At 66.0% G+C, this 21,888-nt stretch carries 18 protein-coding genes; 11 read left to right on the top strand and 7 right to left on the bottom strand.

Going from position 1 to position 21,888, the window contains the following annotated elements; translation table 11 throughout:
• The first annotated feature begins 31 nt into the window (after positions 1 to 31).
• The 6 genes from xerD (at position 32) to AC0Z2B_RS11980 (ending at position 9,762) form a co-directional block, all read left to right on the top strand.
• Positions 32 to 928, top strand: coding sequence for a site-specific tyrosine recombinase XerD (xerD, locus tag AC0Z2B_RS12005; protein ID WP_416422770.1), 897 nt, complete (start codon positions 32 to 34; stop codon positions 926 to 928).
• A 157-nt stretch (positions 929 to 1,085) separates the two neighbouring features.
• The gene (locus AC0Z2B_RS12000) at positions 1,086 to 1,823 is read left to right on the top strand and encodes a thioredoxin fold domain-containing protein (protein WP_416422771.1); all 738 of its coding nucleotides are present in this window, start codon (positions 1,086 to 1,088) and stop codon (positions 1,821 to 1,823) included.
• A 135-nt stretch (positions 1,824 to 1,958) separates the two neighbouring features.
• Positions 1,959 to 3,263 (top strand): homoserine dehydrogenase, encoded by a 1,305-nt coding sequence (locus AC0Z2B_RS11995; RefSeq protein WP_416422772.1) that lies wholly within the window; start codon positions 1,959 to 1,961, stop codon positions 3,261 to 3,263.
• Positions 3,264 to 3,317: 54 nt separating this feature from the next.
• Positions 3,318 to 4,727 (top strand): threonine synthase, encoded by a 1,410-nt coding sequence (gene thrC, locus AC0Z2B_RS11990; protein WP_476296865.1) that lies wholly within the window; start codon positions 3,318 to 3,320, stop codon positions 4,725 to 4,727.
• 111 nt (positions 4,728 to 4,838) lie between these two features.
• Positions 4,839 to 8,435, top strand: coding sequence for an ATP-binding protein (locus AC0Z2B_RS11985; protein WP_476296863.1), 3,597 nt, complete (start codon positions 4,839 to 4,841; stop codon positions 8,433 to 8,435).
• Between the two features lie 88 nt (positions 8,436 to 8,523).
• Entirely contained in the window at positions 8,524 to 9,762 is a 1,239-nt protein-coding gene (locus AC0Z2B_RS11980) for an EAL domain-containing response regulator (RefSeq protein WP_476296861.1), read from the top strand.
• 16 nt (positions 9,763 to 9,778) lie between these two features.
• On the opposite strand, the gene AC0Z2B_RS11975 is transcribed toward AC0Z2B_RS11980, so the two are convergent.
• Positions 9,779 to 10,441: a response regulator gene (locus AC0Z2B_RS11975; protein ID WP_473005559.1), complete on the bottom strand. Its 663-nt coding sequence runs from the start codon at positions 10,439 to 10,441 to the stop codon at positions 9,779 to 9,781.
• Between the two features lie 208 nt (positions 10,442 to 10,649).
• Here AC0Z2B_RS11975 and AC0Z2B_RS11970 point away from each other — a divergent pair, with 208 nt between their 5' ends.
• Positions 10,650 to 10,940 carry a DUF3509 domain-containing protein gene (locus AC0Z2B_RS11970; RefSeq protein WP_416422777.1) on the top strand — a complete coding sequence of 97 codons (291 nt, stop codon included), beginning with the start codon at positions 10,650 to 10,652 and terminating at the stop codon, positions 10,938 to 10,940.
• Positions 10,941 to 11,091: 151 nt separating this feature from the next.
• On the opposite strand, the gene AC0Z2B_RS11965 is transcribed toward AC0Z2B_RS11970, so the two are convergent.
• Positions 11,092 to 11,964: a TIGR02285 family protein gene (locus AC0Z2B_RS11965; protein WP_476296858.1), complete on the bottom strand. Its 873-nt coding sequence runs from the start codon at positions 11,962 to 11,964 to the stop codon at positions 11,092 to 11,094.
• 139 nt (positions 11,965 to 12,103) lie between these two features.
• Here AC0Z2B_RS11965 and AC0Z2B_RS11960 point away from each other — a divergent pair, with 139 nt between their 5' ends.
• From AC0Z2B_RS11960 to AC0Z2B_RS11950, 3 genes are all read left to right on the top strand, one after another.
• On the top strand, positions 12,104 to 12,646 hold the full coding sequence (locus tag AC0Z2B_RS11960; protein WP_416422779.1) for a YaeQ family protein: 543 nt from the start codon (positions 12,104 to 12,106) through the stop codon (positions 12,644 to 12,646).
• A gap of 46 nt (positions 12,647 to 12,692) precedes the next feature.
• Positions 12,693 to 14,402 carry a single-stranded-DNA-specific exonuclease RecJ gene (gene recJ, locus AC0Z2B_RS11955; RefSeq protein ID WP_476296856.1) on the top strand — a complete coding sequence of 570 codons (1,710 nt, stop codon included), beginning with the start codon at positions 12,693 to 12,695 and terminating at the stop codon, positions 14,400 to 14,402.
• Between the two features lie 87 nt (positions 14,403 to 14,489).
• Positions 14,490 to 15,596 (top strand): NADH:flavin oxidoreductase/NADH oxidase, encoded by a 1,107-nt coding sequence (locus tag AC0Z2B_RS11950; RefSeq protein WP_416422781.1) that lies wholly within the window; start codon positions 14,490 to 14,492, stop codon positions 15,594 to 15,596.
• Positions 15,597 to 15,685: 89 nt separating this feature from the next.
• On the opposite strand, the gene AC0Z2B_RS11945 is transcribed toward AC0Z2B_RS11950, so the two are convergent.
• From AC0Z2B_RS11945 to AC0Z2B_RS11935, 3 genes are all read right to left on the bottom strand, one after another.
• Positions 15,686 to 17,302: a glucan biosynthesis protein D gene (locus AC0Z2B_RS11945; protein WP_476296854.1), complete on the bottom strand. Its 1,617-nt coding sequence runs from the start codon at positions 17,300 to 17,302 to the stop codon at positions 15,686 to 15,688.
• 167 nt (positions 17,303 to 17,469) lie between these two features.
• Positions 17,470 to 17,886, bottom strand: a complete 417-nt coding sequence (gene vapC, locus AC0Z2B_RS11940) for a type II toxin-antitoxin system tRNA(fMet)-specific endonuclease VapC (protein WP_476296852.1) — start codon at positions 17,884 to 17,886, stop codon at positions 17,470 to 17,472.
• A complete protein-coding gene (locus tag AC0Z2B_RS11935; RefSeq protein WP_476296850.1) occupies positions 17,886 to 18,116 on the bottom strand; it encodes an antitoxin in 231 nt (76 codons plus the stop codon). The genes vapC and AC0Z2B_RS11935 overlap by 1 nt, the downstream gene beginning before the upstream one ends.
• A gap of 199 nt (positions 18,117 to 18,315) precedes the next feature.
• On the opposite strand from AC0Z2B_RS11935, the gene AC0Z2B_RS11930 reads away from it, so the two are divergent.
• The gene (locus AC0Z2B_RS11930; protein ID WP_416422783.1) at positions 18,316 to 18,681 is read left to right on the top strand and encodes an MBT domain-containing protein; all 366 of its coding nucleotides are present in this window, start codon (positions 18,316 to 18,318) and stop codon (positions 18,679 to 18,681) included.
• Positions 18,682 to 18,693: 12 nt separating this feature from the next.
• Here AC0Z2B_RS11930 and AC0Z2B_RS11925 read toward each other — a convergent pair whose 3' ends face one another.
• Both AC0Z2B_RS11925 and AC0Z2B_RS11920 read right to left on the bottom strand, forming a co-directional pair.
• Positions 18,694 to 20,172, bottom strand: coding sequence for an APC family permease (locus AC0Z2B_RS11925; RefSeq protein ID WP_476296848.1), 1,479 nt, complete (start codon positions 20,170 to 20,172; stop codon positions 18,694 to 18,696).
• A 270-nt stretch (positions 20,173 to 20,442) separates the two neighbouring features.
• Positions 20,443 to 21,867: a gamma-aminobutyraldehyde dehydrogenase gene (locus tag AC0Z2B_RS11920; protein WP_476296846.1), complete on the bottom strand. Its 1,425-nt coding sequence runs from the start codon at positions 21,865 to 21,867 to the stop codon at positions 20,443 to 20,445.
• Positions 21,868 to 21,888 lie beyond the last annotated feature (21 nt).

Here is a 21,888-nt window from a genome sequence, read left to right as displayed (position 1 = left end):
ACTGGGGCTTTCAATCGCCCGGTTTGCGCAGATGCCCGCTGTAGATCACCCCCTCATCGACCAGTACCTCGATGCCCTGTGGCTGGAAAAAGGCTTGTCGGACAACAGCCGCGACTCTTACCGCAGCGACCTGACCCTGTTCAACGGCTGGCTGCAGGAAAAAGGCGTGCAGCTGCCCCAGGCGGGCCGCGAGTTGATCCTCGACCACCTGGCCTGGCGCGTGGACCAGGCCTATAAGCCGCGTTCCACCGCGCGTTTTCTCTCCGGCGTGCGTGGCTTTTATCGCTACCTGCTGCGTGAAAAACTGATCGGCGTGGACCCGACCCTGCAGGTCGAGATGCCGCAGCTGGGCAAGCCGTTGCCCAAGTCCCTGTCGGAAGCCGACGTGGAGGCGCTGCTCAAGGCCCCGGACCTCAGCGAGCCCATCGGCCAGCGCGACCGCGCCATGCTCGAAGTGCTGTATGCCTGCGGCCTGCGCGTGACCGAACTGGTGAGCCTGACCCTGGACCAGGTCAACCTGCGCCAGGGCGTGCTGCGGGTGATGGGCAAGGGCAGCAAGGAACGCCTGGTGCCCATGGGCGAGGAGGCCGTGGTGTGGGTGGAGCGCTACCTGCGCGACGGCCGCAACGACCTGCTGGGCGGGCGCCCCAGCGACGTGCTGTTCCCCAGCCAGCGCGGCGAGCAGATGACCCGCCAGACTTTCTGGCACCGCATCAAGCACCAGGCCAGCGTGGCCGGCATCGGCAAGTCGCTGTCGCCGCACACCCTGCGCCACGCCTTCGCCACGCACCTGCTCAACCACGGCGCCGACCTGCGCGTGGTGCAGATGCTGCTGGGCCACAGCGACCTGTCCACCACGCAAATCTACACCCATGTCGCCCGGGCCCGCCTGCAGGACCTGCACGCCCGTCACCACCCGCGTGGCTGAGGCGATCACCGCACATCTCTTGTTGCCGTGTCATTCGGACAGAGCCTGTGAATGTGGTAGGCTTGGGCGGTTACCAAAGCGGGCATCGAATGCCGGCTGTCCACGGACCGCCGACCCAGCACGATTGGCCCCTTCGTCCGCTGCCTCAGGAGTTCCCATGCGCGTGACCCGAATTCTCGCTGCCGCCGCCCTTGCGCTGCTCAGCACCGTGGCTATGGCCGACGACAAGGCCGAACAGGCCATCCGCAAGACCCTCGACACCCTGCAACTCGACACCCCGATCGAAAGCATCGCCGCCAGCCCGCTCAACGGCCTGTACGAAGTCAAGCTGCAGGGCAGCCGCGTGCTGTACGCCAGTGCCGACGGCAAGTTCGTGATGCAGGGCTACCTGTTCCAGGTGCAGGACGGCAAGCCGGTCAACCTCACCGAGATCACCGAGCGCCAGGGCGTGGCCAAGACCATCAACGCCATTCCTGCCAGCGAAATGGTGGTGTTCCCGGCCGTGGGCGAGACCAAGTCGCACATCACCGTGTTCACCGACACCACCTGCCCGTACTGCCACAAGCTGCACGAGGAAGTGCCGGCGCTGAACAAGATGGGCATCGAAGTGCGCTACCTGGCCTTCCCGCGCCAGGGCCTGGGTTCGCCCGGTGACGAGCAGCTGCAGGCCGTGTGGTGCTCCAAGGACCGCCAGGACTCGCTGACCAAGCTGATCAACGGCAAGAGCGTCGACACCCCGGCCAAGTGCGCCAACCCGGTGAGCAAGCAGTTCGCCATGGGCCAGTCCATCGGTGTCAACGGCACGCCGGCCATCATCCTGGAAAACGGCCAGATGATTCCTGGCTACCAGCCGGCCCCGCAAGTGGCCAAGCTGGCCCTGGGCGCCAAGGGCTGATGGCCGCCGCCTTCGTGTCATCCAAGATCAAGGCCTGACGGGAATGCCCGCCAGGCCGTAATTTACCAAGCCGCACGGGTGTGCGGCGGTTTGTCACGGCCGACCCTGCGTCGGCCGTTTTATGGGGAGTTCAGAGTGAAACCGGTCAAAGTAGGCATCTGTGGGTTAGGTACCGTCGGTGGCGGCACCTTCAACGTACTTCAGCGCAACGCCGAGGAGATTGCCCGCCGTGCCGGGCGTGGAATCGAAGTGGCCCAGATTGCCATGCGTTCGCAGAACCCGAATTGCCAGATTACCGGTACCCCCATTACCAACGATGTCTTTGCCGTGGCCACCAACCCCGACATCGACATCGTCATCGAGCTGATCGGCGGCTACACCGTGGCCCGCGAACTGGTGCTCAAGGCCATCGAGCACGGCAAGCACGTGGTCACCGCCAACAAGGCGCTGATTGCCGTGCACGGCAACGAAATCTTCGCCAAGGCGCGCGAGAAGGGCGTCATCGTCGCCTTCGAAGCGGCCGTGGCCGGCGGCATCCCGGTGATCAAGGCCATCCGTGAAGGCCTGTCCGCCAACCGCATCAACTGGGTGGCCGGCATCATCAACGGCACCGGTAACTTCATCCTCACCGAAATGCGCGAGAAGGGCCGCACCTTCGAGGACGTGCTGGCCGAGGCCCAGGCCCTGGGTTATGCCGAAGCCGACCCGACCTTCGACGTGGAAGGCATCGACGCGGCGCACAAGCTGACCATCCTGGCGTCCATCGCTTTCGGCATCCCGCTGCAGTTCGACAAGGCCTACACCGAAGGCATCACCCAGCTGACCACCGCCGACGTCAACTACGCCGAAGCGCTGGGCTACCGCATCAAGCACCTGGGCGTGGCGCGCAGCACTGCCGCCGGCATCGAGCTGCGCGTGCACCCGACGCTGATCCCGGCCGACCGCCTGATCGCCAACGTCAACGGCGTGATGAACGCGGTGATGGTCAACGGTGACGCCGCCGGTTCCACCCTGTTCTACGGCGCCGGCGCCGGCATGGAGCCTACCGCTTCGTCCGTGGTCGCCGACCTGGTGGACGTGGTGCGTGCCATGACCTCCGACCCGGAGAACCGCGTGCCGCACCTGGCCTTCCAGCCCGATTCGCTGTCCGCCCACCCGATCCTGCCGATCGAGCAGTGCGAGACCGCCTACTACCTGCGCATCCACGCCAAGGACCACCCAGGCGTGCTGGCCCAGGTCGCCAGCATCCTGTCGGAGCGCGGCATCAACATCGAATCGATCATGCAGAAGGAAGTCGAGGAACAGGACGGCCGCGTGCCGATGATCCTCCTGACCCACCGCGTGCAGGAACAGCGCATGAACGACGCCATCAAGGCCCTCGAAGGCCTGGAAGGCGTGGTCAGCCCCGTTGTCCGCATCCGCGTCGAGCACCTCAACTAATCAGTAGCCGCCAGCCCTGCCAGGGCTGGCGGTGCGAACCAAAGGTTTGGAACCATGCGTTATATCAGTACTCGCGGCAAAGCCCCGGCCCTGAACTTCGAAGACGTGCTGCTGGCTGGCCTGGCCAGTGACGGCGGCCTGTACGTGCCGGAAAACCTGCCACGCTTCACCGTTGAAGAAATCGCCTCGTGGGCCGGCCTGCCATACCACGAACTGGCCTTCCGCATCATGCGCCCGTTCGTCACCGGCAGCATCCCGGACGCCGACTTCAAGAAGATCCTCGAGGAAACCTACGGTGCCTTCGCCCACAACGCCGTGGCGCCGCTGCGCCAGCTGAACGGCAACGAGTGGGTGCTGGAGCTGTTCCACGGCCCGACCCTGGCCTTCAAGGACTTCGCCCTGCAACTGCTGGGCCGCCTGCTGGACTACACCCTGGCCAAGCGCGGCGAGCGCGTGGTGATCATCGGCGCCACCAGCGGTGACACCGGTTCCGCCGCCATCGAAGGCTGCAAGCACTGCGAGAACGTCGATATCTTCATCCTGCACCCGCACCAGCGCGTGTCGGAAGTGCAGCGTCGGCAGATGACCACGCTGTTCGGCGACAACATCCACAACATCGCCATCGAAGGCAATTTCGATGACTGCCAGGAAATGGTCAAGAACAGCTTCGCTGACCAGAGCTTCCTGAAGGGCACCCGCCTGGTTGCAGTGAACTCGATCAACTGGGCGCGCATCATGGCCCAGATCGTCTACTACTTCCACGCGGCCCTGCAGCTGGGCGGCCCGGCGCGTTCGGTGTCGTTCTCGGTGCCTACCGGCAACTTCGGCGACATCTTCGCCGGCTACCTGGCCCGCAACATGGGCCTGCCGGTCAACCAGCTGATCGTCGCCACCAACCGCAACGACATCCTGCACCGCTTCATGAGCGGCAACCAGTACGCCAAGGAAACCCTGCACGCCACCCTGTCGCCGTCCATGGACATCATGGTCTCGTCGAACTTCGAGCGCCTGCTGTTCGACCTGCACGGTCGCAATGGCGCCGCCGTCGCCGAGCTGATGGACACCTTCAAGCAGGGTGGCGGCTTCAGCGTCGAGCAAGAGCGCTGGACCGAGGCGCGCAAGCTGTTCGACTCCCTGGCGGTCAGCGACGAAGCCACCTGCGAGACCATCGCCGAAGTCTTCGCCCAGACCGGCGAAGTGCTGGACCCGCACACCGCCATCGGCGTCAAGGCCGCGCGCGAATGCCGCCGCAGCCTGGACATCCCCATGGTGGTGCTGGGCACCGCGCACCCGGTCAAGTTCCCCGACGCGGTGGTCAAGGCTGGCGTTGGCAAGGCGCTGGAGCTGCCAGCCCACTTGGCAGACCTGTTCAGCCGCGAAGAGAAATGTACGGTGCTGCCGAACGACCTCAAGGCCGTCCAGGCCTTCGTCAGCCAGCACGGCAACCGCGGCAAGCCGCTGTAACGCTGCGTTACGCTGAATAGCCCTGCAACACATAAAGCCCGTCGCTCGACGGGCTTTATTCTTTGCGCGTGTCACACTTGGGGTTCGATTCCCCAAGGGCCATGACACGGCATGAAGCACAACCTGCACAAGGCAAAACGCTGGCTGGCGGCCTGGTTGGTGCTGCTGTGCCTGGCCACCTGCAGCCTGGTCCAGGCCGCGCAGACCCTGCCGTTCACCCTGATGCCGGCGTTCACCCGGCTTGAGCCGCTACCCCTGGCGGCCGGCGACCGGCAGTGGCTGGCCCAGCACCCGGTGCTGCGGGTCGGGGTGTCGATCACCGACCTTGAGCCGGTCGACATCACCGTGGATCGCAACCGCTACCGCGGTATCAGCGCCGACTACCTCAACCTGATTGCCAGCCGCCTCGACCTGCCGTTGCAGATTCACGGCTTCGCCCGCCGCGAAGAGGCCGTGGAGGCCCTGGAGTCCGGCGAAATCGATATCCTCACCAGCGCCAACGGTTTCGTGCGCAAGCACCCCGGCCTGGCCTTCACCCGCGCGTACATGCCCGACGACGCGGTGCTGGTGCAGCGGGAGAACCTGGGCGGCCCCAACGCCCTGGCAGGCTCGCGCATCGCCGTACTCGATGGCTACCTGGACCTGGACGTGCTGCACGCCGCTTATCCGCACAGCGAGCTGGTGCTGGCCCCCAGCCTCGCCAGCGGGCTGGAGGCGGTGGCCCAGGGCGATGTGCAAGCCTTCATCGGCAACGAGGTGGTGGTGCGTGCCTACAGTGCGCTGCGGCCGTTCATGGGCTTGCGCATCGCTGGCGAGGCCAGCCTGCCCGATGCCGGCTTCGCCTTCGCCGTACGCGGCACCGACCCGGTGCTGTTGGGCCTGCTGGACCGCGCCCTGGCCAGTATCGACGAATCGTTGCGCCGGGAAATCCTCGGCCGCTGGACCACCGGCCTGGGCTCGGACATCGGCCAGCCACGGGTGGCGCTGTCGGCCGAGGAGCAGGCCTGGCTGCATGCCCACCCCAGGGTGCGGGTGGCAGCCAGCGATTACCCGCCGTACCTGTACCGCGACCGCCAGGGCAACTGGGCAGGGCTCAACCGCGACGTGCTGGCGACCATCTCCTCCATGAGCGGCCTGCAGTTCGACTACGTGCCCTCGGCGTCCATCGCCGACAGCCTGCAGGCGCTGAAGGCCGGCAACGCCGACATGAATACCACCTTGTCGGAAAACCCCGAGCGCAAGGCCTTCCTGGGGTTTTCCCATGCCTTCGGCGGCCAGGGCTGGGTGTTCGTGGCGCGGGGCAATGGGCCGCCGGTGGCCTCGCTGGAGGACATGGCCGGGCGCGTGCTGGCCTTGCCGCGCCAGCACGCGCTGGAGAGCAGCCTGCGCGAGGAATACCCCAGCATCATCCTGCGCCTGGTGGACACCTACGACCAGGCTCGCGACCTGGTGCGGCGGGGCGAGGCCGACGCCACACTGGACAGCGAAGTCAGCGCCTGGCGCTCGGTGGGCCGTTACCCGCCGGGCGAGCTGAAGGTAGGGCGCAGCGTGGAAGGCCGTTGGGCGGCGGACCGCTTTGCCGTGCGGCTGGATGAACCGCTGCTGCTGAGCATTCTCAATAAATCCCTGGAAGCCTACCCGGTGCCGGAGTTGCGCGCGGTGCGCATCAAGTGGCTGGGCGCCGTCGACGGCCCGCCACCGGCCTGGCAACGCATCGCACCATGGGTGTGGTGGGCGCTGGCGGCGGCGGTGCTGTTCGGCCTCGTCTCGTTGATGTGGAACAGCCGCCTGAAGGCGCAGATCCAGCAGCGCGAGCAGGCCGAGGAGGCGCTGAGCGACCAGTTGGCGTTCCAGCGCGCGTTGCTTGACGGCATCCCCAACCCGATTTACGTGCGCGACCTGCAGGGGCGCATGGTGTCGTGCAACAAGAGCTACGAGGAGGTGTTCTCGACCCGCCTGGCGCTGGTGCGCGGCAAGCTGCTGCCCGAAGTGTCACTGATCGCCGCCGACAAGGCCGCGCAGCTGCACGCCGACTACCTGGCGCTGCTGCAGGACCAACAGCCGCGCTTCGCCGACCGGCAGATCGAGCTCAAGGGCCAGCCGGTGGACGCCTGGCAGTGGATGGTGCCGTTCTACCGCGCCGACGGCCAGTTGCAGGGCATGCTGGGCGGCTGGATCGACATCAGCGAGCGCAAGCGCCTGGAGACGGAGCTGGTGCATGCGCGGCAAGTGGCCGAGCAGGCCAGTCAGGCCAAGAGCGCGTTCCTGGCCACCATGAGCCACGAGATCCGCACGCCCATGGCCGCCATCATCGGCCTGCTGGAACTGGAGCGAGAGACCGCTCGCCTGCACGGTGGTGAGCCGTCGCAGGCGTTGGACGTCGCCTACCAGTCGGCCCGTGACCTGATTGCCTTGATCGGTGACAGCCTGGACCTGGCCAAGATCGAGGCGGGCAGCCTGCAACTGGCACCGGAAGCCACCGAGCTGCGGCCCTTCTTCGCCACCATCGTCCAGCTGTTCAGCGCCCAGGCGCAGCAGAAAGGCTTGCGGCTGGAGCTGGACATGGCGGCGGGGCTGGACGGCAGCTACTGGTTCGACCCGTTGCGCCTGCGCCAGGTGATTCACAACCTGCTGAGCAACGCCTTGAAGTTCACCCCTCAGGGCCAGGTGACCCTCGAGGTAAGGTTGAGCGAACAGGGCGGCCTGTGCATCGAAGTCAGCGACACTGGCGTGGGCATGGACGCCGGGCAGCAGGCGCGGCTGTTCAAGCCGTTCGTGCAGGTGGGCGCGCCGTCTGCACAGCAGGTGCGTGGCACCGGCCTGGGCCTGAGCATCTGCAAGCAGCTGGTGGGCCTGATGGGCGGTGATATCCGCCTGGCCAGCGCGCCTGGGCAGGGCACGCGGGTGACCTTGACCCTGGACCTGCCGCGCGTTGCCGGCAGCCCCGGCAACACCACGGGGCACGCCCAGCCGTATGCTGGCCGTGCACTGCAGGTGCTGGTGGTGGATGACATGGCCGCCAACCGCCTGGTGCTGACCCAGCAGGTGAGTTTCTTCGGCCATCAGGTGCAGGCCGTGAGCAGCGCCGAGCAGGCCTTGGCGGCGTGGCAGGCCAAGGCCCCCGATGTGATCATCAGCGACTGCAACATGCCGGGCATGAGTGGCTACGACTTGGCCCGCGCCATCCGTGCCGCCGAGGCGCAGGGCGCAAGGCCGCGTATACCGTTCATCGGCAGCAGCGCGAATGCCTCCGATGGCGAGGCAGAGCGTTGTCGCCTGGCGGGCATGGACCAGCTGCTGGTAAAGCCCATCGGCCTTGAACAGCTTGGCCAGTTGCTGGCCGGCCTGGCGGCGCCCCCAGCCTTCGACATGGCCACACTGCGGCGCATGACCCTGGCAGATGATACGGTGATGAAAAAGATGCTGGAGGAACTGCGCAACAACATCGCCCAGGAAACTCAGGTGCTGGAGGCGGCGGTGGCCACGGCTGACTGGTCGCCCATGCGGGCCGCGTTGCATCGCCTCAAGGGCGTGGCCTGCCTGATTGACGCTGGGCCCATGGCCATGGCCTGCGCCGAGCTGGACAGCAGCGCCAAGGCCCGTGCGGGCGATGGGCTCGGGCAGCAATGGACCACCCTGCGCCAGCGCCTGCAGGCGCTGAGCCTGGACATCGAAAAACAACTTTCGGAAATATCCTACAAAGTTTAGGACTTGTCCTATGTGTCACCCCCGGCCCGCTCTCTAGAGTGTGCAGCAAGCGCCCTTGACCACGTGGGCGTGATTCGGAGGTATGCACATGCACGCACTGAAAGTTCTGGTTCTCGAAGACAGCCCCTTCCAACTCATGGCGATGCACCAGATGCTCAACGCCAGCGGGGTCTTCGATGTCCTGACGGCCGAAAGTGTCGATGCCGCGCTTCAATCACTGGAAAACCGCGGCCCTGTCGACATCGCCATCTGCGACCTGCAGCTGGAGGAGGGCGACGGCCTGCAATTGATCCGCCACCTGGCACGCCATCGCCAGGCCCAGGCACTGATCATCCTGTCGAGCCTGGAACGCGGCGTGCTCGACAGCGTCGGCCAACTGGCCCGGCACCTGGGCTTGCAGGTGCTGGGGGTGCTGGAAAAACCGGCCACCCCGGCAGTGCTGCACGACCTGCTGCAACGGTATGAACAAGGGGAAACAGCGCCCGGCGTGATGCCGCTGGTGGAGGTCAACGAATTGGTTGGCCTGGACGAGCTGACGCTGGAGCGCCTGCCTCAACTGCGCCAGCAGTGGCAGGTGTGGTTCCAGCCCAAGGTTGCCATCGACGGCCGCCTGCTGGGGGTCGAAGCCCTGGTGCGCTGGCAGCACCCGGCCCTGGGCCTGCTGTCGCCAGCGAGCTTCCTGCCGCTGGTCAGCTATGCGGGGCTGCTGCCGCAGCTTACCTGGCATGTGCTGGAAGCTGCATTGCAGCTAAGCGCGTCGGTGCGCGAACACACCGGTGAAGCGCTGCCGGTAGCCGTCAACATGGCGCCGGGCCTTATCGAGGCCGAAGGTTTCACCGCCCAGCTCCAGGCGCGGCTCAAGCAGGTGGGTGTGCCGGCCACGGTGCTGACCCTGGAAATGCGCGAAACCCGCCAGGGTCCTGCCAATGGCCTGGAGGTGGAAGCGTTGTTGCGCCTGCGCATGCTGGGCTGCCAGCTGGCCATCGATGACTTCGGCACCGGTGAGTCGAACATCCAGCGCCTGCTGGACCTGCCGTTCTCGGAGCTGAAGATTCCCAGCCGGTTCGTGCGCGGCATGGCGCAGGACGGTCGCAAGGCGGCGGTGGTGGCCGGTGCGCTGATCATGGCGCGACGCATGGGCCTGGGCGTGGTGGTGGAAGGGGTGGAAAGCGCCAGCGACTTCCACGCCCTGCAGGCCCTGGGGCAACCGGCGCTGCAAGGCCCCTATGTGGCCCGGCCCATGTCGCAGGAAGCGCTGGGTGCCTGGATGGCCACGCGCGACCTCAGCCACTGGGCTGCGCAGCACGGCCAGCCTTGCCAGGCCTGAGCGCAGGGTTCAGGGCTCAGGCCAGGCCATGCTCCTGCAGGTAGATGAACAGGGCGGCGTCGTTGGCCACCCCCAGCTTGCGCATGGCACTGACCTTCTGGGCGCTGACCGTCTGCTTGCTGCGGTTGAGCTGCGCGGCGATCTCGCCCACCGACAGGCCACCGGCCAGCAGCCTGGTCACCTCAATCTCCCGGGGTGACAGCGCTTCGCGCTCGAACATGCGGTCCGGGCGCACCTCACCCTCCTGCAGCAGCGCCTGGCTCACCGAATCGGCGATGAACACCTTGTTGCGCCGCACCTGGGCGATGGCGATCGGCAGCTCGCTGACCAGGCTGGCCTTGCCCAGCAGGCCCTTCACGCCCAAGCCCAGCATCGAGCGGAACAGCCCGGCGTTGTTGAGCATGGTCACCACCAGGATCGGCAGTTCCGGCCAATGCCGACGAACGGTCTCCAGCAGGCGCAGGCCGTCGTTCTGGTGTTCGGCCGGCATCATGAAGTCGGTGATCAGCAGGTCGCACTGGCCTTCTTCCAGCCACTGGGTCAGCTCCGACGGGCTGCTGGCCTCGCCCACCACCGCCAGGTCCGGGTCCTGTTGCAGCACGGCGCGTAGGCCGATGCGAAAAATCGGGTGGTCGTCGGCCACCAGGATGCGCAGCGGCGAGTGGGAAGGCGTATTCACGGTAGGGCTCCGGGCGCGGTGGATGTTCCAGACGAGGAGTCTGGCACATTCGCCGGGGGGCTGGCTTTTTGCACATTCCAACTGTCATATTCGACGGGCAAGCTGAAACGGCAGGTTAACTCCCCGTCGGAGCCGTTTTTAGAACTTTTTGCACTGTCGACGGGTCATTGATAGACACCTTGATTTCGAACAACTGAGTGGTGATCGAATGGAAAATATCAACGAGTTGCTGACTGAAGCACTGACGCCCTACCACGTGGACGTGGTTGACGTGGGCGGCCCGCTTGAATGCCGGGTGATATTGCGCGATTCGACCGGCGCTCTGGTGCTGGATCGACGCTTCAACCGCCGGCAGTTCGCCGACAAGCACGCCCTCACGGACGTGGTTGACGGTCTGCATCGCGATCTGATGGTCGTCGAGGGACGGCTGCAGCCGTGCATGCTGGCCGCCCTGGCGCAAGCTGCGGTAGCGCCTGTGGCCAGTGCTTCGATGAGGTAGGGAACCTTCCCGCGCAGGTGTGTTCCGATCCTGTAAGGGCAGGGGGGCTGACATTGTGCTCCGGTGTCAGTCACCTGTCGTATTGGCCCAAGTGGCCACGTTTGACCCCGGGTAGCTTCCCCACTGCCCGGGGTTTCTTTTTGCCTGCGATTCAGGGGCTGGCGCGGGCCGATTCCTCGAAGAAGCGCCGGGAATCGCGCAGGTAATCCGCACGGCTTGCGGTGTCCAGCCAGTCGGCATAGAACCCCGGCAATGTGGTGCTGCGCAGGCCCACCAGCACTCGGTTCAGTTGCTCGACCACGGCCCTGCCGGCCGGGGTGTTCGAACAGCCCACGTACACCGGTTGGTAGCGCGGCACCCCGCGCACCGGCAGGAACAGCAGGTCGTTGGCGCTGATCTGCTCCTGGGGCGCCAGGTACAACGCCTCCGGCCAGTACCCCAACACGCCGTCCAGGCGCCCGTGCTGCTGCATCTGCAGCAGGCTGGCCACCGCGTCGTTGCCGTGGTGGGCGTTGACTGCGCCCTGGGGCGCTGCTGCCAGCATGGTGTCGATGGCCATGCCGTAGCTGCGCTCGGCCACGCGGCCGATCTTGATGTTGGGGCTGGCCAGCACCGCCGGCAGGTCCAGCTCGCCGTGGTGGATGAAGGTGTTGAAACCGTGGCGGTCCTGGCGACGGATGATCAGGCCGTTGGTCTGGCTGGCCAGCACCGGCATGGAATACACCACCGACTGGCTGCGCTCGGCGGTCCACAGCAGGGTCGGGTCGCAGCTCAGCGGCGCGTCCTGGAGCATCTGCGAGGCGCGGGCGCGGTTGACCCGCACCACGCTGTGCTCGTACTGCGGCAGCGCCTGCATCAGCAGCGGCAGCATGCGGTCCACGGCCCCCTGGCCTTCGCGCGGGCCACTCTCGATGGTCAGGGGCGGCAGATCGCGCACCAGCCACGTCAGTGGTTCCCCAGCCTGGGCGACCAGTGGCAGGCCCAGGTACAACAACAGCAACGTCAATCGGCGGCGACCTTCCATGATACGGGCTCCGAAACAGCTGAATGTCTAGATAACACAGGTCTGCGCCTGCTGGGTAAGTTGTCGGCCATCGGTCTTAGTTGATTAGGCCATGATCGGTTAGACTGTGCGACTTTTCCTCGTAGCAAGAAGCCCCTTCATGGCCCAGCCCTCCACGACCTACAAATTCGAACTCAATCTGACCGACCTTGACCGTGGGGTCTACGAAAGCGTCAAGCAGACCATCGCCCGTCACCCTTCGGAAACCGAAGAACGCATGGCCGTGCGCCTGCTGGCCTACGCCTTCTGGTACAACGAGCAGCTGTCCTTCGGCCGTGGCCTGTCGGACGTGGACGAAGCGGCCCTGTGGGAAAAGAGCCTGGACGACCGCGTGGTGCACTGGATCGAAGTGGGCCAGCCCGACGCCGACCGCCTCACCTGGTGCTCGCGCCGCACCGAGCGCACCAGCCTGCTGGCCTACGGCAGCCTGCGCGTGTGGCAGACCAAGGTGGTGGACGCGGTGAAGAACCTGAAGAACGTCAACATCGCCGCCGTGCCCCAGGAAGTGCTGGAAACCCTGGCCAAGGACATGCCCCGCGCCATCAAGTGGGACGTGATGATCAGCGAAGGCACCATCTTCGTTACCGACGACCGCGGCCAGCACGAAGTGCAACTGGAGTGGTTGATGGGCGAACGCGGCTAAGCCGCCACGTCCTTTTCCTGACCTTGCCTCACAGATAAGAAGCCCCATGCGTATCGAACCGCGTCAACTGCCTGCCATCCTGCCCTTCCTCGGCGACCTGCCGCCCCTGCTGACCCGCCTGTACGCGGCGCGGGGCGTGCTGTCGGCGGCTGAACTGGACAAGAGCCTGGCGCGGTTGATTCCGTTCCAGCAGCTCAAGGGCATCGACGCGGCGGTGGACCTGCTGGTGGGCGCGTTGGCCACCCGCCAGCGCATCCTCATCGTCGGTGACTTCGACGCCGACGGCGCCACCGCCAGCAGCGTCGGCGTGCTGGGCCTGCGCCTGCTGGGCGCGGCCCATGTCGATTACCTGGTGCCCAACCGATTTGAATACGGCTATGGCCTGACCCCGGAAATCGTCGCGGTGGCCTTGCAACGGCAACCCGACCTGCTGGTGACCGTGGACAACGGCATTTCCAGCGTCGAGGGCGTGGCCGCCGCCAAGGCTGCCGGCCTGAAAGTGCTGGTCACCGACCACCACTTGCCTGGCCACGAGCTGCCGGCCGCCGATGCCATCGTCAACCCCAACCAGCCAGGCTGCGAATTCCCCAGCAAGTCGCTGGCAGGCGTCGGGGTGATTTTCTACGTGCTGATGGCCTTGCGCGCGCGCCTGCGCAGCCTGGGCCATTACGACAACCGCCCACAGCCCAACATCGGCGAGCTGCTGGACTTGGTGGCCCTGGGCAGCGTCGCCGACGTGGTGCCGCTGGACGCCAACAACCGCATCCTGGTGCACCAGGGCCTGGAGCGCATTCGCGCCGGCCGTGCGCGGCCGGGGCTGAAGGCGATCCTGGAAGTGGCCAAGCGCGATCATCGGCGCATCACCTCCACCGACCTGGGGTTCATCCTCGGCCCGCGCCTGAACGCCGCCGGCCGCCTGGACGACATGAGCCTGGGCATCGAGTGCCTGCTCAGCGACGACACCGCCCTGGCCCAGGCCATGGCGGCGCAGCTGGACGAGCTGAACCAGGACCGCAAATCCATCGAGCAGGGCATGCAGCGCGAAGCGTTGGCCCAGCTCAAGGACCTGCCCGTGGAGTCCATGCCGTTCGGCCTGTGCCTGTTCGACGCCGACTGGCACCAGGGCGTGATCGGTATCCTCGCCTCGCGCCTGAAAGAGCGCTACCACCGGCCCACCATCGCCTTTGCCGACGCCGGCGAGGGCATGCTCAAGGGCTCGGCCCGTTCGGTGCCGGGGTTCCACATCCGTGACGCCCTGGACGCCGTGGCCGCGCGCCACCCGCAGCTGATCAGCAAGTTCGGCGGCCATGCCATGGCGGCCGGCCTGTCGCTGCCCGAGGCCAACTTCCCGGCGTTCGCCGCGGCCTTCGACGAGGAAGTGCGTCGGCAGTTGCAGGAAGACGACCTCACCGGGCGCCTGCTCACCGACGGTAGCCTGGCCGTGGAAGAGTTTCACCTAGAGCTGGCCCGCGCCCTGCGCAACGCCGGGCCCTGGGGGCAGCACTTCCCCGAGCCGCTGTTCCACGGTGTGTTCCAGCTGGCCGAGCAGCGGGTCGTCGGCGAGCGCCACCTGAAAGTGGTGCTCAAGAGCGAGTGCGGCTCGGTGCGCCTGGACGGCATCGCCTTTGGCATCGACCGCGAGGTGTGGCCCAACCCCACCGTGCGCTGGGTGGAGCTGGCCTACAAGCTCGACGTCAACGAATTCCGCGGCCAGGAAACCGTGCAATTGCTGATCGCCCACATGGAACCACGCTGAGAAACGGCTGAACCCTGCTCAAGGCGGCGTTGTCGACTAGGCTCTAGACATTGTCTGCGCCCGATCACATGCCTTGAGAGGTGCCCCATGAGCCTGCTGCTCGAACCCTATACCCTGCGTCAACTGACCCTGCCCAACCGCATCGCCGTGTCGCCCATGTGCCAGTACTCCAGCGTCGACGGCCTGGCCAACGACTGGCACCTGGTGCACCTGGGCAGCCGCGCCGTGGGGGGCGCCGGCCTGGTGTTCACCGAAGCCACGGCAGTCACCGCCGACGGCCGCATCACCCCCGAAGACCTGGGCCTGTGGAACGACGAACAGATCGAACCGCTGCAGCGCATCACCCGTTTCATCACCGCCCAGGGCGCCGTGCCGGGCATCCAGCTGGCCCACGCCGGGCGCAAGGCCAGTACCTGGCGGCCGTGGCTGGGCAAGGCCGGCAGCATTCCGGTGAACGAGGGTGGCTGGGTGCCGGTGGGGCCGTCGAAAATCGCCTTCGACCCCCGCCACACCGCGCCCACGGCGCTGGATGAAGCGCAGATCCAGGAAGTCATCCTGGCGTTCGTGGAGGCGGCCCGGCGTGCCTTGAAAGCCAATTTCAAGGTGGTGGAGGTGCACGCGGCCCATGGCTACCTGCTGCACCAGTTCCTGTCGCCCATCAGCAACCAGCGCCAGGACAGCTACGGCGGCTCGTTCGAGAACCGTATCCGCCTGACCCTGCAGGTGACCGAGGCAATTCGCACCGTGTGGCCGCAAGAGCTGCCGGTGTTCGTGCGGGTGTCGGCCACCGACTGGGTGGAGGATGGCTGGAACCCTGATGAAACCGTGGAGTTGGCCAAGCGCCTGAAGGCCTTGGGCGCGGACTTGATCGACGTGTCGTCAGGCGGCACTGCGGCGAACGCCGAGATTCCTACCGGGCCGGGTTACCAGACGCGGTTTGCCGAGCGGGTGCGCAAGGAGTCGGGCATTGCCACCGGCACCGTGGGCATGATTACCGAGCCGGCCCAGGCCGAGCACATTCTGCGCACCTGCCAGGCGGACATTATCCTGCTGGCGCGCGAACTGCTGCGCGACCCGTACTGGCCGCTGCACGCCGACGACGACCTGGGCGGCCGCCAGGCGACGTGGCCGGCGCAGTACCAGCGCGCGACCCATCGCGACCAGCCGATACATGAGTCCGACCTGCGTGATTGAGTGGCCCCGGGACGCGGCCTGCGGCCGCTGCTACATTGCTCCCACCTACGCCTGTAGCAGCGGCCGGAGGCCGCGTCCCAGGCGCCGCGTCACGTGTACTTGCGTTTCTCCGGCGCCGGCGGGAAGTACTGGTACAACCACGTCTCGCTCAGCGTACGGTCCTGGGTGCGGATGAACAGGCGCATCTCCACCGGCGCGACGCTGTCGCTGGTGGGGTACCAGTCGAACGTCACGCGGTAACCCTTGTCCGGCAGCACCAGGATGTTGAAGTCCTGCACCTTGCCGCTGGACACCGTCACCACCGGCTCGATGCCGGTGCCTTCGGGCAGCCGCTCAAGGCCGCCGCCCTTGAAGTCCACGGCAAAACGCCGCGCCCATACTTCCGGGTAGTGCTCGCCGGGGGCCCAGCCCTCGGTGAAGCCACCCATGCCCGAACGGGTGGCATGCACCCGCGCCAGCGGCGTGCCCACGGGCGGCAGGGCGCTCCAGTACAGCTTGTAGCCGAAGTTCAGGGCGTCACCGGCCTTGACCGGCTGCTTGGGCGTCCAGAAGGCGACGATGTTGTCCAGGGTTTCGCCCGTGGTCGGGATCTCCATCAGGCTGACCGAGCCCTCGCCCCAGTTGGTGGTCGGTTCCACCCACAGGCTCGGGCGCTTGTCGTAGCCGTCGACGGTGTCTTCGTAGCTGCTGAACGCGTGGTCAGTCTGCACCAGGCCGAAACCCTTGGGGTTGTTGTCGGCGAAGGCGTTGAACTGCAGGGTGGCCGGGTTGTTCAGCGGGCGGCAGATCCACTCGCCGTTGCCGCGCCACATGGCCAGGCGGTCGGAGTCATGGATTTGCGGGTGGATGGTGTCGCACATGCGCCGTTCCTGGGTGCCGCAGCTGAACATGCTGGTCATGGCCGAGATGCCCAGCTGTTCGATGTCGGTGCGGGCGAACACGTGAGCGTCGATGGCCATCACCACCTGCTGGGCCTGGCAGTCGATGTCGAACTTGTAGGCACCGGTGGCGCTGGGCGACTCCAGCAGGGCGTAGACGGTGAAGCGGGTGCTTTCCTTGTCCGGGGTTTCAAACCAGAACTTGGTGAAGTCGGGGAATTCCTCGCGCTTCTTCGCGTAGGTGTCGATGGCCAGGCCGCGCGCCGACAGGCCGTACTGGCCGGTGGAGTCCACCGCGCGGAAGTAGCTGGCGCCCAGGAAGGACAGGATATCGTGCTTGTCCAGCTCCGGGGCCTTGAACAGGCGGAACCCGGCAAAGCCCAGGTCGCCCTTGAGCTGCTTGGTGTCCACGCCGGTGTTGTCGTAGCGGAACAGCGGCGGGTGGAAGTGCACCTCGCGCGCCTGCTGCTTGCCGGCGTCGACGCTGTACATGCGCACGGGCAGCTTGAAGCCCATGCCCACGTGGAAGAATTGCACGTCCAACTGGCCCTTGTTGTCGTACCACAGCGAATGCTTGGGGTCGTACTGGATGGCGTTGAACTGCAGGGGTGTCATGTTCGCCAGGGTCGGCGGCAGCACCTGCTTGCGGTCGGTGTAGCCCTGGGTGGCCAGCTGCCGGGCCTGGGCCTGCAGCAGATCGAAACTGAACGGCTCGGCATCGCCGTCGGCGGTGGCCGCCATCGCCTGCGCGGCCAACAGGCCGGTGCCGGACAGCCCGGTGTAGGCGGCGAGCGCCATCGAGGCCTTGAGAAGGTGCCTACGGTGCATAAATAAACCTGTCTGCAAATAATCCGGGCCGCCTCCTGGCTGCCGGGCTGGATCGAGATAAAGGTCTGGACATGCCCTCGGCCAAACGCAATCAACTCATAACAGATAACAAAGTGGGCGTGGGGTTCGCAAGGAGAGGGAAAAAAAGTCCTGCGGAGCGAGATATCTCACGCAGGGCCTTCAACCCAGTTTTCCACCTGCAGGCCAGGCACCCGGTTGAACTCCCTGACATTATTGGTGACCAGGACCCAATCGTTGCTGCGCGCGTGGGCGGCTAGCCAAAGGTCATTATTGCCAATTATTTGGCCGCTGGCCTGCAGTACTGCGCGGATCTGGCCGTAGTGGACGCCGGTGCTTTTATCAATGGAGATCACCTGGATGAGTGTCGCCAGTTGCTGGATCACGCCAAGGGCGCGCTCCTTCGCCTGGCTTTTTTCCGCACCGTATCTGAGCTCCCCGAGTGTGATCGCAGACATTGCCAATTCCGAGGCATGGTGACGTTCGAAGCGTTCGCGAACAGTGGCAGGGTTGTGCTTGGCAATGTAGATACAGATATTGGTGTCGAGCAGGTAACGCACCGTCATCAGAAGTCCTCACGTTCCTGTGGAGGTTCATCCCCGCGACCTTCTCCCATGAAGTCCTCTGGCAGCCGGGCCAGTGCGTCGAAGATGGCCGAGGCGTTGAGTGGGTGTTCACGCAAAATGATTTCATCGCCCCGGCGGAATATTTCGACGCGGTCGACTTCAAGGCGAAATTCCTTGGGCAGGCGCACGGCTTGGCTGTTACCGGATTGGAAGACGCGAGCGAAAGTCATATTTGGTGTGCCTCACGGATGGATATACGCGAAGTATATACGCGATGGAGCATTTTCAAGGATTTCGGCGGCGAGCGGTAGGCCAAAAACGGTGCTTCAGAAAAATCCTACAAAAACGCCAGATCCTTCCTCGTTATCCCCCCAGCCACACCCGCAATAATCCCCCCTCGACTCACCCAGACCAGCGAGGAAGCGCTTGATGCCCAGGGTAAGACCAACGCGAATTACCGTGACCGGCCACGTGGTGTTCGATCACCATTTCGGGGGCTGTGGGGATATTTACTTGTATTGGTGTGACGTCAGCGCGCCCGCGCAGGATGCGGGCAAGCCGGCCCGGCAGGGGCAGCCGGGGTATTTCAGCGCGAGCATTTTCGATGGCAGCGACTGGCGCAAGCTGCAGCTCAGCCGCCTGTTGCCGTACGCCGACCGGGCCTACCAGCGCCCGGTGCAGCGCCCGCGGGTGGCGCAGGCGCTGCAGCAGGTGATTCACGAGTGGCGCGGCGAGTTGGCCAACTACTACGATGAGTCCCGCTGCTTTCGCCTGCTGGCCCGTGAGTTGAGCTGAGGCCGCAAGGCTTCAGCGGCCGATTTTCCAGGCATCGCCCGCCGGCGCGTTGCCGCGGTCGTAGGGCTTGGCCAGCCACATGTACAGCAGGCCCAGGCCGATCACCACCACGGTGGTCACCACCATGGCGTAGTTCACGTACCAGGCCGCATCCGGCGTGCGTGGCCAGGCCATGTTGATGATGGCGCCAATGCCGTACACCAGCGCGCCGACGTTCACCAGCAGGCCCCAGCGGCCCAGGTTGAACTGGCCACTGGGTTTCCAGCCGCGCAGGCGCGCATAGAGTGCAGCCAGCACGATCATCTGGAAGGCCAGGTAGATGCCGATGGCGGCGAAGCTGACGATGGTGGCCACGGCATCCTGCAGGAAGAAGCCGAGGATGATGATCAGCGCCGGCAGCACGCCGGCCACGAACAGCGCGTTGACCGGCACCTGGGTGGTGGCCGACAGGCGCTTGAGCAGGCCGCTGCCGATCACCATCTCATCGCGGGCGTAGGAGTACAGCAGGCGGCTGGCGGCGGCCTGCAGGCTGATCACGCAGGAGATGAACGAGACCATCACCACCGCCATGATCACCCGCGAGCCGACGCTGCCGAAGGCGTTGTTGAGCACGGTGGTGACCGGGTCCTTGTCGGTGCCGTTGATCACCGCCTGCATGTCCGGCACGGCGAGGATCAGCGCCAGGCAGGCGAACATCGCCGAGATGCCGCCAATGTAGATGGTCATGCGCATGGCCACCGGGATGCGCTTGCTGGGGTTGGGGGTTTCCTCGGCCACGTCGCCACAGGCTTCGAAACCGTAGTAGAGGAACATCCCCGCCAGCGAGGCGGTGAGGAAGGCCGGCAGGTAGGAGCCGTCGACGCTGATGTCGAAGGTGTTCCACAGCACGCTGAACGGCTGGTGGCGCTCGAAGATCAGCAGGTAGATGCCGACGATCAGCGCGCCCACCAGCTCGCAGAGGAAACCGAACATGGCGATGCGTGCGAGCATCTTGGTGCCGCTGAGGTTGACCAGGGTGGCGAACAGGGTCAGCACCAGGGCGATGACGATGTTGGTGTTGTTGCTCGGCTCGAAGCCCAGCATCACCGCCAGGTAGGGGCCAGCGCCCACCGCCACGGCGGCGATGGTCACGCACAGGGCGATGGAGTAGATCCAGCCCACCATCCACGCCCAGCGCTTGCCCACCAGCCGGCGCGCCCAGGGGTAGACGCCGCCGGAAATCGGGAACTGCGACACCACTTCGCCGAAGATCAGGCACACCAGCATCTGCCCCAGGCCCACCAGCAGGTAGGCCCAGAACATCGGCGGGCCGCCGGCGGCCAGGCACAGGCCGAACAGGGTGTACACGCCCACCACGGGCGACAGGTAGGTGAAGCCCAGGGCGAAGTTTTCCCACAGGCTCATGCTGCGGTTGAAGTTGGAGGTGTAGCCCAGTTGCCTGAGCTGCTCGGCATCGTGGTCGACGGCTGCCATGTCAGGGGTGACGCTCATGTGTGTGCTCCGAAGGAATCGGCAGATTCAGGTTGCAGGTGCCCGGGGGTGGTGCCCAAAGGCACACCCCAGGTCGTTGTTGTAGTCACGCGTCGCGCTTGTGTAGCAGCGGCCGCCAGGCCGCGTCAGGGTTATCACCGTGGTGGCGCCGGACGCGGGCCGGCGGGCGCCGCGCCACGGGTGGGTGGGGGTTGCGCCCCCCCGGCGGGCGTCTGTTTAACCCCGGGGGGGGGCCGGGCGGGGCCGGGGCGCCCGCTGCTACAGGGTTGCTTAGTGTTTGAACATGACGTGGCGCACGGTGGTGTAATCCTCGAGGCCATACATGGACATGTCCTTGCCATACCCCGACAGCTTCTGCCCGCCATGGGGCATCTCGCTCACCAGCATGAAGTGGGTGTTCACCCAGGTGCAGCCGTATTGCAGGCGCGCACTCAGGCGGTGGGCGCGGCCGACGTCCTGGGTCCACACCGACGAGGCCAGGCCGTAGTCGGAATCGTTGGCCCAGCCCAGCACCTGGGCTTCGTCGTCGAAACGAGTCACCGACACCACCGGGCCGAACACCTCGCGCCGCACGATCTCGTCGTCCTGCTGGGCGTCGGCCAGCACCGTGGGCTGGAAGAAGAAGCCGTTGCCATCCACCGCCTTGCCACCGGTGACCAGGCGAATGTGCGGCTGCGCCAGGGCGCGCTCCACGAAGCCGGCCACGCGGTCGCGGTGCTGGGCGGTGATCAGTGGGCCCAGCTCGGTGTCGGGATCGTCCTGCAGGCCATATTTGATGCTGCTGACTGCGGCGCCCAGTTTCTCCACGAACTGTTCGTAGATGCCCGCTTGCGCGTAGATGCGGCAGGCGGCCGTGCAGTCCTGGCCGGCGTTGTAGAAGCCGAAGGTGCGGATGCCTTCCACGGCGGCGTCGATGTCGGCGTCGTCGAAGATGATCACTGGCGCCTTGCCGCCCAGTTCCATGTGCATGCGTTTCACGCTGTCGGCGGTGTCGGCGATGATGTGCGCGCCGGTGGCGATGGAGCCGGTCAGCGAGACCATGCGCACCTTGGGGTGGTTGACCAGCGGGCTGCCCACGCTGGGGCCGCGGCCGAACACCAGGTTGAGCACGCCGGCGGGGAAGATGTCGTTGGCCAGCTGCGCCAGGCGCAGGGCGGTCAGCGGCGTCTGCTCCGAAGGTTTCAGCACCACGGTGTTGCCGGCGGCCAGGGCCGGGGCGATCTTCCAGGCGACCATCATCAGCGGGTAGTTCCATGGCGCGATGGAGGCGATGACGCCCACCGGGTCGCGGCGGATCATCGAGGTGTGGCCCGGCAGGTACTCACCCGCCGCCGAGCCGCTCATGCAGCGGGTGGCGCCGGCGAAGAAGCGGAACACGTCGGCGATGGCCGGGATCTCGTCATTCAGCGCGGCGCTGTAGGGCTTGCCGCAGTTGTCCGATTCCAGCTTGGCCAGCTCTTCGCCGTGGGCCTCGATGGCGTCGGCCAGTTTCAACAGCAGCAGGGCGCGGTCCTTGGGCGTGGTCTGCGACCAGCTGTCGAACGCGGCGTCGGCAGCGCGCACGGCGGCGTCGACCTGGGCTTCGCTGGCCTCGTGGATTTCCACCAGCACGCGGCCCAGGGCCGGGTTGAACACCGCTTGCAGCGGGCCTTCGCCCGCGACGAAATGGCCGTTGATCAGCAGTTGGGTTTGCATGGTTGTTGTCCCCTTGAAGGT

This window comes from Pseudomonas sp. GYB4201, assembly GCF_056312595.1.
Note: the sequence above shows the minus strand (reverse complement) of the source record. Positions and strands in the feature narration are given on the sequence as shown.

What these genes read in the sequence shown, in the direction of transcription:
- xerD (WP_416422770.1), top strand. Translation starts at nt 32, where the DNA reads ATGCCCGCTGTAGATCACCCCCTCATCGACCAGTACCTCGATGCCCTG.
- AC0Z2B_RS12000 (WP_416422771.1), top strand. Translation starts at nt 1,086, where the DNA reads ATGCGCGTGACCCGAATTCTCGCTGCCGCCGCCCTTGCGCTGCTCAGC.
- thrC (WP_476296865.1), top strand. Translation starts at nt 3,318, where the DNA reads ATGCGTTATATCAGTACTCGCGGCAAAGCCCCGGCCCTGAACTTCGAA.
- AC0Z2B_RS11985 (WP_476296863.1), top strand. Translation starts at nt 4,839, where the DNA reads ATGAAGCACAACCTGCACAAGGCAAAACGCTGGCTGGCGGCCTGGTTG.
- AC0Z2B_RS11980 (WP_476296861.1), top strand. Translation starts at nt 8,524, where the DNA reads ATGCACGCACTGAAAGTTCTGGTTCTCGAAGACAGCCCCTTCCAACTC.
- AC0Z2B_RS11970 (WP_416422777.1), top strand. Translation starts at nt 10,650, where the DNA reads ATGGAAAATATCAACGAGTTGCTGACTGAAGCACTGACGCCCTACCAC.
- AC0Z2B_RS11965 (WP_476296858.1), bottom strand. Translation starts at nt 11,964, where the DNA reads ATGGAAGGTCGCCGCCGATTGACGTTGCTGTTGTTGTACCTGGGCCTG.
- AC0Z2B_RS11960 (WP_416422779.1), top strand. Translation starts at nt 12,104, where the DNA reads ATGGCCCAGCCCTCCACGACCTACAAATTCGAACTCAATCTGACCGAC.
- recJ (WP_476296856.1), top strand. Translation starts at nt 12,693, where the DNA reads ATGCGTATCGAACCGCGTCAACTGCCTGCCATCCTGCCCTTCCTCGGC.
- AC0Z2B_RS11950 (WP_416422781.1), top strand. Translation starts at nt 14,490, where the DNA reads ATGAGCCTGCTGCTCGAACCCTATACCCTGCGTCAACTGACCCTGCCC.
- AC0Z2B_RS11945 (WP_476296854.1), bottom strand. Translation starts at nt 17,302, where the DNA reads ATGCACCGTAGGCACCTTCTCAAGGCCTCGATGGCGCTCGCCGCCTAC.
- vapC (WP_476296852.1), bottom strand. Translation starts at nt 17,886, where the DNA reads ATGACGGTGCGTTACCTGCTCGACACCAATATCTGTATCTACATTGCC.
- AC0Z2B_RS11935 (WP_476296850.1), bottom strand. Translation starts at nt 18,116, where the DNA reads ATGACTTTCGCTCGCGTCTTCCAATCCGGTAACAGCCAAGCCGTGCGC.
- AC0Z2B_RS11930 (WP_416422783.1), top strand. Translation starts at nt 18,316, where the DNA reads ATGCCCAGGGTAAGACCAACGCGAATTACCGTGACCGGCCACGTGGTG.
- AC0Z2B_RS11925 (WP_476296848.1), bottom strand. Translation starts at nt 20,172, where the DNA reads ATGAGCGTCACCCCTGACATGGCAGCCGTCGACCACGATGCCGAGCAG.
- AC0Z2B_RS11920 (WP_476296846.1), bottom strand. Translation starts at nt 21,867, where the DNA reads ATGCAAACCCAACTGCTGATCAACGGCCATTTCGTCGCGGGCGAAGGC.